Raw genomic sequence first — 9,375 nt, forward strand, 5'->3', positions numbered from 1 at the left:
CCGTATAAAATTAGTCTAAATTATTGGAATATTGCAACTTATCATGCTTTAATTGATATAAGATTCTTCGCTTCGCTCAGAATGACAGACTGCCTAATGTCATTCTGAGGAGGTAACGACGAAGAATCTGTTCCCTGTTTTTGGTTTCTTTGATGATTAGAGGTTAATTATACATGTTCTTTTGAGACAATCTTAGTCATGCTCGTTTCCATTGTTCTTTTTGGCATCGCCCCAAAAAGAACCAAAAAGGTCTGGTCCGCTTAAACCTATCTCCCCGCGAAAGCCAAAATTTCCGGCCATTGCGCAAGGCCATGAACGTCGCCCATTTTGGCTTCCCGCCATCCGCCGGCCCGGAAAGCGGACAGGCCACCGCGCCTTTTTTTATGACCGGCCACTAATTACCCTTTCGGGCTTCACCTACTTCTCTTCCCCTCTGATTTCAACTCTGCGTATTTTACCGCTTATGGTTTTGGGTAATTCTTCTACAAACTCAATAATGCGCGGATATTTATAGGGAGCTGTTGCCTGCTTCACGTGTTCCTGAATTTCCCTGATCAACGATTCTGAAGCGACATAACCCGGTGCCGGCACGATGGTAGCTTTCACCACCTGCCCGCGAATATCATCAGGTACCCCGGTAACAGCACATTCTACAACAGCGGGGTGCGTCATTAAAACGCTTTCGACTTCAAACGGCCCTATGCGGTAGCCGGAACTTTTAATGACATCGTCGACTCTTCCCACGAACCAGTAATATCCGTCTTCGTCACGCCAGGCAAGGTCTCCGGTGTAATAAATGCCATTCCGCAACACTTCACGGGTGCGTTCTTCATCGCGATAATACCCCTTAAAGAGCCCAACCGGTGGATGCTCGCCGATGCGAATGACGATCTGACCCTCTTCCCCATCTTCGCATGAAGTGCCATCGGGTTTCAGAAGGTCGATGTTGTATTGAGGCGTTGGAATCCCCATGGCACCGGGTTTGGGTTCCATCCACGGAAAGGTGGCCAACTGAACTGCCGTTTCGGTCTGCCCAAAACCTTCCATCAGTTTTATGCCGGTAAGCTCCCGGAACGTCTCAAATACTTTGGGATTGAGGGCTTCACCCGCCGTGGTGCAATATTCCAGTGCAGACAGGTCGTATTTCGAAAAGTCTTCACGAATCATAAAACGGTAAATAGTGGGCGGTGCACAGAAAGAAGTGACTTTATATTTTGCAATCACATCCAGCATATCGGCAGGATTAAATTTCTGATAATCATAAACAAAAACGCTGCACCCGGCCATCATTTGTCCGTACAGTTTTCCCCACACGGCTTTGGCCCATCCGGTGTCTGCCACCGTAAGATGTCGCCCGTCTTCTTTTACATTGTGCCAAAACGCGGCAGTAATGATGTGAGAAAAAGGATAGGTATAGTCGTGAGCCACCATCTTGGGATTTCCCGTGGTACCCGAGGTGAAATAAAGCAACATAAGATCATCATTCCGGGAAGGTATTTCGGGCTTTTCAAAAGAAGGAGACAATGCCACTCCTTTCTGAAAGTTATACCAGTTGTCAGGGTATTCCGGACCAATCGATATGCATTTTTGAACCGTCGGACAATCGGGCAAAGCTTTCTCTACATGGTTAATCACATTCTCTTCTCCAACACAAACCAAAGCTTTGATGTCTGCTGCATTACAACGATAAATGATGTCCTTTTCGGTAAGCAAATGGGTAGCCGGTATGGCAATAGCCCCTATTTTGTGTAGTGCCAGGATGGCAAACCAGAACTCGTAGCGTCGCTTCAGGATGAGCATGATCTTATCCCCGCGTTCAAATCCAAGGGATTGAAACCACGATGCTGTCTTATCCGATTCTTCCTTTAACTCACGATAGGTGAAATTACGATGTTCCCCTTCATCATTAACCCACACCAGCGCAACCTTTTCCGGTTCCAGCCGGGCGTATTCGTCCACTATATCGTAAGCAAAATTGAAGTTTTCCGGAATCTTTATCCTGAAGTTATTCCGGAAATCAGCCAGAGATTCAAACTCCGGCTGGTCTAAATATTTTTTATATAACTGCATGATCGGTTTTTAAAGAATGATTGCAAGAAATTGGCATGACTCATTGTTAGCGGCTTTCATGGCATGCGGAAGATTGGCATCAAAATAAATGCTGTCACCTTCGTTGAGAAGCATCTCCTTGTTGTTCAAACAAATTAACAGACTACCCTTCAGAATCAGATTAAATTCCTGTCCCGGATGGCTGTTGAATTCCAGCTCGCTTTTGCCTGGTTTGGGATCAACAGTCACAATAAAGGGATCGGCCTTGCGGTTGATAAAGTTGGTAGCCAGTGCTTCGTAATTGTATGCTTTCCTGCGTTGAACAGAAACGCCCTTTCCTTTTCGTGTCACTGTATAGTAATGCATTCGCGGTTCGGCTCCACTAAGAAAGGATGTAACATCAACGTTGAATTTTTTGGCTAAAAGATGCAAAATTCCAACGGGTATGTCCACCTTCCCCGATTCAATTTCGCCATAATCTTCAACGGTTAATCCGCAATGATCTGCCGCTTCTTCCGGCGAAATGTTCAGTATTTCACGCAAGTCTTTAATGCGGGCAGCAACCTGTTTTATTTGTTCTTCCATTTTAGAATTTTATAGAGTTATAGGTTCAATATCAGATGGTAAATTTAAGATTCTTAGATTTAAGATTCATAAATGAGTGCAGTCCAAAAAGCCTTTTGACCCCTAAATCCCCTAAAGGGGACTTTTTCAAACTGCTGATTTTTAGCAGTTCCCCTTTAGGGGCAGGGGTAAAAATGTTAAAAATCAGCAGTTTGAGGGCTTTTTATACTGCACTCTAAGATGATTCACAATAGATCGTTAGATTTTTAGCTTCCTGCCTGACGGAAGACAGGTAACATACGAGATGATTCGTATGTCATTGACACACTCTGTGGGACTATGGGCCTAATCCGTGATAATCTGTAAAACAACAAATTACATAGTTATACACAAAAGTAACGCCTGATATCACAACATGTCCCTGCCGGCACCGTCGTTACGAGAACTTTTTCGGGATCGTTTTAATAAACGGACCATCGTACGAACCATCTTATTGTCAACAAGTCTGTTCATTTTAAGTAAGAGTCCAATATCCGTACCAAAACATCAAAAATAAACATTCTGTAAGAGGAATAACAGGAAATTTAATTTTTTCTGCCAATTGAGATGGGACACCACAGAGAAAACAGATTATCACAGACAATTGAAATTAATCGTTAAATACCAGGTAATAAAGTAGTTGATTGATCGACACATTAGGTTCAGAGCAATGATTTTCGGCAGGGTAATAACCGATGGTGAATGATTGCTTAGTTACAAAAAGCTGAATCATCATTAATGGAACAGTAGCGACGCAACAAAATTCTTATCTTTGCTTAATCACAATAGATTGGCAGATACCTGCCTTCAGAAGCATGGAGCATGAAGTAAAGGTGGGAAGGTAGAGAGGATCGCAGAGGAGGAAAAAGTCCGTTTTTCTCTGTGAATTTCTGTGATGTGCTTCGTGCACTCTGTGTAACTAAATGAAACGAGCATGACAAGGTTTGCCTTAATAGATTTTTAGATTATTAGATTTTTAGATTTAAGTAATTTAGTCAGTAGTTTTTAGTCAGTAGCCATTAGTGTGAATTATAAACACAACATACGTCTTTGCGTTTAAGATTTTTATACTGCACTCATTGTTCTTTTTGGCATTGCCCCAAAAAGAACCAAAAAGGTCTAGTCCGCTTAAACCTATCTTCCCGCGGAAGCCAAAATTTCCGGCCATTGCGCAAGACCTTGAACGTCGCCCATTTTGGCTTCCCGCCATCCGCCGGCCCGGAAAGCGGACAGGCCACCGCGCCTTTTTAATAGTTAAAGTCGTTCATTATTGTGACATTCTTTTGAATAGTGATATGTTGACAATTAACATTTACAGGTGCAAACATTTTTAAAGATTTGCATGAAACGAGCATGACAAAGATTGTTACAAAAGTTAATGTATAAAATCAATCATGCGAGTTCCATTCGACCAATAACTTAGATAAATTTTATACGGATGAAACCGGAATATTTCATAGCAAAAAGGATACGAACAGGAGGCATCTCCGGGAAACGACTGGCAGGCCCGGTTGTTAAGGTGGCCATTGCCGGTATCATTCTGGGGATGGTGGTGATGATAATATCCATTGCTACGGGGATGGGGTTTCAGCGGGAGATAAGAGAAAAGATCATTGGTTTCGGTAGTCACATACAGGTCATCAGCTACGATTTTAACCTTAGTTATGAGACCAACCCGATAGATCAGGACACCGTATTGGAAGAAGAACTGGCCAATGTGCCGGGTGTATTGCACATACAGCGTTTTGCAACAAAACCGGGCATTATAAAAACCGAAGATCAGATGCAGGGAATTGTTTTGAGGGGTGTCGGACCAGAATTCGACTGGTCTTTTTTTCGAACAATTATTGAAGATGGAGACACACTGGCACTCGCCGACAACAAAACATCCAACGACATACTCATCTCGGATGACATTGCCCGTATGCTGCATTTAAAGGTTGGCGACAAAGCACCGATGTATTTCTTCGAGGAACAAATAAGAGCCAGGAATTTTACCGTAGGGGGAATCTTCGACAGCAACCTGCCCGAGTTGGACGAAACATTCGTAATATGTGACATCCGGCAGGTTCAGCGCCTCAACAACTGGGGTTATGACCGGATTTCCGGTTATGAACTTCTTACCGGCAGCTTTGAAGACATTATGGAAACAGGCAGTCTGGTAGCAGATGTGGTATCGGGACACATTTCACCCGAAGGCACAATGCTGCGAACCCGCACCATCAAGCAAACGCAGCCGCAGATATTCGGATGGCTCGACCTGTTGGATATGAACATTGCCGTTATTATTGGCCTCATCATACTGGTAGCCGGCTTTAATATGGTCACCGGGCTGTTAATTCTGATCCTTGAACGCACCAACATGATCGGTATCCTGAAAGCAATGGGCATGGCCGACTGGCCCTTGCGGAAAGTATTTCTGGTTTTGGCCGGGAATATTGCGCTTAAAGGATTGTTTTGGGGAAACCTCATCGGACTGGCCTTTTGCCGGCTGCAATCGCGGTTCGGGTTCATTAAGCTCAACCCCGACAATTATTTTCTCGAAACCGTGCCCATCCATCTCACCTGGGCATCTGTTCTCCTTCTAAATGCCGGTGCCATTTTTGCTATCTTTCTGATGATGACGGGGCCCTCTTACCTGGCAGCAAGGATTTCGCCGGTGAAGGCAATCAGATTTGAGTAAGGCTTACGGCCCGGAAAGGTCACTGTCATTCTGAACAAAGTGAAGAATCTATCACTGTTGCAACGCTTTAACCTGGCTCCCCGCGAAAGCCAAAATTTCCGGCCATTGCGCAAGGCCTTGAACGTCGCTCATTTTGGCTTCCCGCTATCCGCCGGCCCGGAAAGCGGACAGGCCATCGCGCCTTTGAACAGTGAATCTCTTTTAATCACAAAAGAATTTTTCAGTCAGCAAGTTGTTTACAAGTTCCCTTCTCAGGCGCAGACTTAATTTATGATTTGCTTAAAACCCTTGCACCTTAAATGGAACTATGAATTTATTATTAATCACCTAAGTGTTATTCAGCATATCCTGATTATTTTATCAGTTCACCATTCCACAGTTTTTGAAGAAATATTTTCCAGGGCAAAATACTTATCGTTCCTATCTTGCGGGGAAACGGATCATTAGAAACCAGAATAGATTGCTTTACATTATACTCCTCTTCGAAATACCGCAATCCTTTAATGTGTCTCTTTCCGGCATTATCCGTTGATTTGACCTCAATGGCAACTTCATGGTCTGAGGCCATAACGATCTCCCGCAATTGTGAAGGTTCTCTGTAAAGTCTTTCAAACACATCGGTTTGCAGCAAGTCGAACCACAGCGACTCCGGATACATATTTTTTAGCAAAGTACTCTTCCCTGTTTGCCGGGCTCCCCACAGAAAGAAACTTTCCTTTCCTGATTTTTCAAATATTTGCTTTCTAATATACATGATATTTGAAAATTTAACTTTTAATTGTCATGATATTTGAAAGAAATATATGAGAAATCCACAATTATTCCAAATATTTAAAGGCTGCTGAAAAAGTCAGCAGCCTGTTTCAAATTTATTTTACATTGTTCTTTTTGGCATTGCCCCAAAAAGAACCAAAAAGGTATAGTCCGCTTTAACCTGGCTCCCCGCAAAAGCCAAAATTTCCGGCCATTGCGCAAGGCCATGAACGTCGCCCATTTTGGCTTCCCCCCATCCGCCGGCCCGGAAAGCGGATAAGTTATGATGAAACCACTGATTATCAATTCACTGTCTCTCCCATAATAAAATGACATCTTCTGCAAAACGCCGGTGTTTCGGCAGTTTTCCACATCTTCCTGAATTCCTTAAATCCATCAGTGTTGAGTACATTTATTAACGGCTGATCCACAACACTGCCAAAGGATAACTCTTTTGGAAAAGGTTTGGCACAACAAGGCGGTACTTCGCCATTCCAGGCCACATAAAAATGTGTCCAGGGAAAAGGGCAGTTTTGAAAACTTCCCTTACGATCAATATTCCAGAAAAACACATCCAATTCGGGATGCTGTTTTGCCTTTTCCTGAGCCAGCCGATATGCTTCCCGGAACTCCAGGCTGTCATAGAATTCATAATATTCCATATCCACATTGGTCACCGAAGCCAGGTTAAATATCGTAAAGGTCAAATTAGCAAATCCTTTCTCTGCGGCCAATTCAATTAGTTCCGGCATCTGGTGATAATTTTCTTTCACCACTACCATATTAAAAGTCAGGTCGGTACCGGAATTCTTTGTCAGTGACTGAATTTGAGCGACATTATCAATAAAAGTATCATAATCAGCATTTTTACGGATACTGTTATATACATCACCAATGCCATCAATAGAAATCTGAATGGTGTCGAGGTTGGCTTTAAAAGTATCAATAATTTCGGGCGCCCCTGACAATACGGCATTCGTTGAAATATTGGTCAGTATGCCCCTGTTCCTGGACTTGATGTATTCAAGGGCTTCGGCCAGATGAGGATAAAGTAAAGGCTCTCCCATACCGGTCAATCCAATAGAATCGATATATGGATAAGCTTCATCCACCAGCCTCTTCAGTAATGAAATATCCATGTAACCTTTGTCCATCTCTATCCCGTAAGCATATTCTCGAGGACAGGTGATACAATGCAAATTACAATGATTGCTCACTTCGAGCATAATGGTGGAAGGATGCGCAACTTCCAATGAACCGGATACCTTATTGGAATAATGCGCTACCTTATTTCTGCAATACCTTACGAAGTTAATACCTCCCGGAAGGTGGGCAAGCCGGTAAATACCCTTTTTGATTTTGCGGCGTTTCATCAGTATAGTCTAAGTTATTGGTCGAATGGTATTCTACTCCCCATTCTTTGGACCACTTTTTTTTATTTTTAGTTGAGCGCAGTATAAAAAACGTCTGCAAAGTGTTTTTCAATCATTTCAATCTCTGAAACTGATAAATCTGAAAACTCTTGTTCTTTGGCCCTTTTAGACAGTTTCCCTTCATTTTGCTCCAGAAAACGGACTAAAAGCGCCACTGTTTTGTCGGGCATTTCAAATTCGTCATCCAAAAAATGCTTGAATCTGTCATATTGTTCCAGATATTTTACCTCCTGGGGAATGATATTAAAAATAGTATCTGCAACACAATCATAAAGAAACTCTGCCTGAGGGGTTGCATCGAAATAACGATAGAAATCAACTGTTTCATTTTGTACCTTCACGTTATTGTCGGCTGTTTTATCCCAGTCAATAAAATCAAGAAGCGGGTGAGAATATTGTTGAAGGGTCTTCCGATAATCATTAATGTGATTAAGCATAGAGGTGGAAACCGGGAAAATAAGCCCCTGTTTTGTAAAACCTTTTCTTGCCAGTACGTGGTGTATCAAAAAACGATGAATACGTCCGTTGCCATCCTGAAAAGGATGAATAAAAACAAATCCGAAGGAAACTATTGCAGCAGCTATTACGGCATCAATATCCTCCTCTTCCAATAAATGACTTGTAGCTATGAGACCTGACATAAGTTGATCAATATCCTGCCACCGGGCTGAAATATGATCCGGCAGCGGTTCGCCGGTTGACCGGTCATGGTCACCTACAAAACCTCCTTCCCGTCGGAAACCTGACTTTATGAACCTTGTATTTTCAATAACCATTTGTTGTTGTCGAAGTAATTCATCCTTACTAAGCGCATTAACTCCCGCCTGACCAATTGCCTTTCCCCAACGGGCAGCCCGCTTACTTTTAGGACTTTCTCCTTCGATGGAAAAAGAAGCTCTGGAATCTTTCAGTAATAAAAAAGCAGAGGCTCGCTGTAAAAGGTCTTTACGGACATCACTCAAACGGTTATCGTGCTGCTCCGATAATCCGGCACGACAATAATTTATCAGTTTATCGGTTTTAAAAACAAGCGGGCAAAAATCACGTGTTCCTGGCAAATTATTGATGATTCGATGACGCTTCGAACGGATTCCCCTGATGGTGAATTGCATTCTCTCGTCCAGCAGTCCCACATAATTCCCTGTTTTAAGATCAGGAACATCTAAAACTTCCATCATCAGCCATTCATACAAGAACCATATCTTCCGGCTGTATTGACCGGTTGGTTCTGCGGATATTATAGAAACTATCTCGGAAGAAGATATTTTTTGAAACAGCCTTTTGAAAAACAACAGGTTGATTCCTTCATATTTAAGAGCAAAAACCAGATGACTGTACAGATTATTATCAGGAAGATATCGGGAAGTAAATACCTGCCAGTTCTGATCCCGGTATTGGCGGTTTTTATAACTAATCAATGCAAGTCGACCGGGCATAGGCATTGAAAGTCCCAGCCCATCGATAACAGCCCCGTATCCTGCTAATCTGGCCTTTTCAGGAACGGTTCGGCCATGAAAAACAGTTACCTCTCGTGAAAAATCTATATCTTCCATGTATTTTCGTGAAAAACGACTATGGCAAATGTACGTGAAAATTAATTATTCTCCATGAAAAACAATTAAAAAAAAGGGTCATACATGAAAACCAATTAAAATTCATCCGTATAAAATTTATTTATTAAGGGCGGATGGAACTCGCATGTAAGAACTTATACATATTCTTTTGTGACAATCATTGTCATGCTCGTTTCCATTGTTCTTTTTGGCATTGCCCCAAAAAGAACCAAAAAGGTCTGGTCCGCTTAAACCTGGCTCCCCGCGAAAGCCAAAATTTCCGGCCATTGCGCAAGGCCTT

Annotated in this window: 7 protein-coding genes and 2 pseudogenes; 2 read left to right on the forward strand and 7 right to left on the reverse strand. The window is 42.6% G+C overall.

The genetic code is table 11. From position 1 onward, the window contains the following. Nucleotides 1-417 precede the first annotated feature (417 nt). Nucleotides 418-2,070 carry an AMP-binding protein gene (locus tag ATH1_RS0116370; protein ID WP_010424336.1) on the reverse strand — a complete coding sequence of 551 codons (1,653 nt, stop codon included), beginning with the start codon at nucleotides 2,068-2,070 and terminating at the stop codon, nucleotides 418-420. A gap of 9 nt (nucleotides 2,071-2,079) precedes the next feature. Next, on the reverse strand, nucleotides 2,080-2,634 hold the full coding sequence (locus ATH1_RS0116375; RefSeq protein ID WP_010424337.1) for a helix-turn-helix domain-containing protein: 555 nt from the start codon (nucleotides 2,632-2,634) through the stop codon (nucleotides 2,080-2,082). Between the two features lie 35 nt (nucleotides 2,635-2,669). On the opposite strand from ATH1_RS0116375, the pseudogene ATH1_RS22660 reads away from it, so the two are divergent. Together ATH1_RS22660 and ATH1_RS0116385 are read left to right on the forward strand one after the other, a co-directional pair. Beyond that, a pseudogene (locus ATH1_RS22660) lies at nucleotides 2,670-2,857 on the forward strand (hypothetical protein). 1,233 nt (nucleotides 2,858-4,090) lie between these two features. Further along, complete coding sequence (locus ATH1_RS0116385; RefSeq protein ID WP_010424338.1) at nucleotides 4,091-5,335, forward strand: ABC transporter permease; 1,245 nt, start codon at nucleotides 4,091-4,093, stop codon at nucleotides 5,333-5,335. On the opposite strand, the pseudogene ATH1_RS22360 reads toward ATH1_RS0116385, so the two are convergent. The 5 genes and pseudogenes from ATH1_RS22360 to ATH1_RS22005 all read right to left on the reverse strand — a co-directional run. Continuing rightward, nucleotides 5,287-5,511: pseudogene (locus ATH1_RS22360) on the reverse strand (hypothetical protein). The gene ATH1_RS0116385 and the pseudogene ATH1_RS22360 sit on opposite strands and share 49 nt — an antisense overlap. Before the next feature lie 176 nt (nucleotides 5,512-5,687). Continuing rightward, nucleotides 5,688-6,089, reverse strand: a complete 402-nt coding sequence (locus ATH1_RS0116395) for a hypothetical protein (protein WP_010424341.1) — start codon at nucleotides 6,087-6,089, stop codon at nucleotides 5,688-5,690. A 301-nt stretch (nucleotides 6,090-6,390) separates the two neighbouring features. Beyond that, complete coding sequence (locus ATH1_RS0116405) at nucleotides 6,391-7,461, reverse strand: radical SAM protein (RefSeq protein WP_010424345.1); 1,071 nt, start codon at nucleotides 7,459-7,461, stop codon at nucleotides 6,391-6,393. Between the two features lie 68 nt (nucleotides 7,462-7,529). After that, nucleotides 7,530-9,074 (reverse strand): Fic family protein, encoded by a 1,545-nt coding sequence (locus tag ATH1_RS0116410; RefSeq protein ID WP_010424347.1) that lies wholly within the window; start codon nucleotides 9,072-9,074, stop codon nucleotides 7,530-7,532. A gap of 117 nt (nucleotides 9,075-9,191) precedes the next feature. Continuing rightward, nucleotides 9,192-9,375, reverse strand: a 184-nt coding sequence (locus tag ATH1_RS22005; protein WP_211208091.1) for a hypothetical protein, incomplete at its 5' end; no start/stop codon positions are given.

It is taken from the genome of Anaerophaga thermohalophila DSM 12881 (assembly GCF_000191885.1).
Lineage (GTDB): Bacteria > Bacteroidota > Bacteroidia > Bacteroidales > Marinilabiliaceae > Anaerophaga > Anaerophaga thermohalophila.

What these genes read in the sequence shown, in the direction of transcription:
- ATH1_RS0116370 (WP_010424336.1), bottom strand. Translation starts at nt 2,070, where the DNA reads ATGCAGTTATATAAAAAATATTTAGACCAGCCGGAGTTTGAATCTCTG.
- ATH1_RS0116375 (WP_010424337.1), bottom strand. Translation starts at nt 2,634, where the DNA reads ATGGAAGAACAAATAAAACAGGTTGCTGCCCGCATTAAAGACTTGCGT.
- ATH1_RS0116385 (WP_010424338.1), top strand. Translation starts at nt 4,091, where the DNA reads ATGAAACCGGAATATTTCATAGCAAAAAGGATACGAACAGGAGGCATC.
- ATH1_RS0116395 (WP_010424341.1), bottom strand. Translation starts at nt 6,089, where the DNA reads ATGTATATTAGAAAGCAAATATTTGAAAAATCAGGAAAGGAAAGTTTC.
- ATH1_RS0116405 (WP_010424345.1), bottom strand. Translation starts at nt 7,461, where the DNA reads ATGAAACGCCGCAAAATCAAAAAGGGTATTTACCGGCTTGCCCACCTT.
- ATH1_RS0116410 (WP_010424347.1), bottom strand. Translation starts at nt 9,074, where the DNA reads ATGGAAGATATAGATTTTTCACGAGAGGTAACTGTTTTTCATGGCCGA.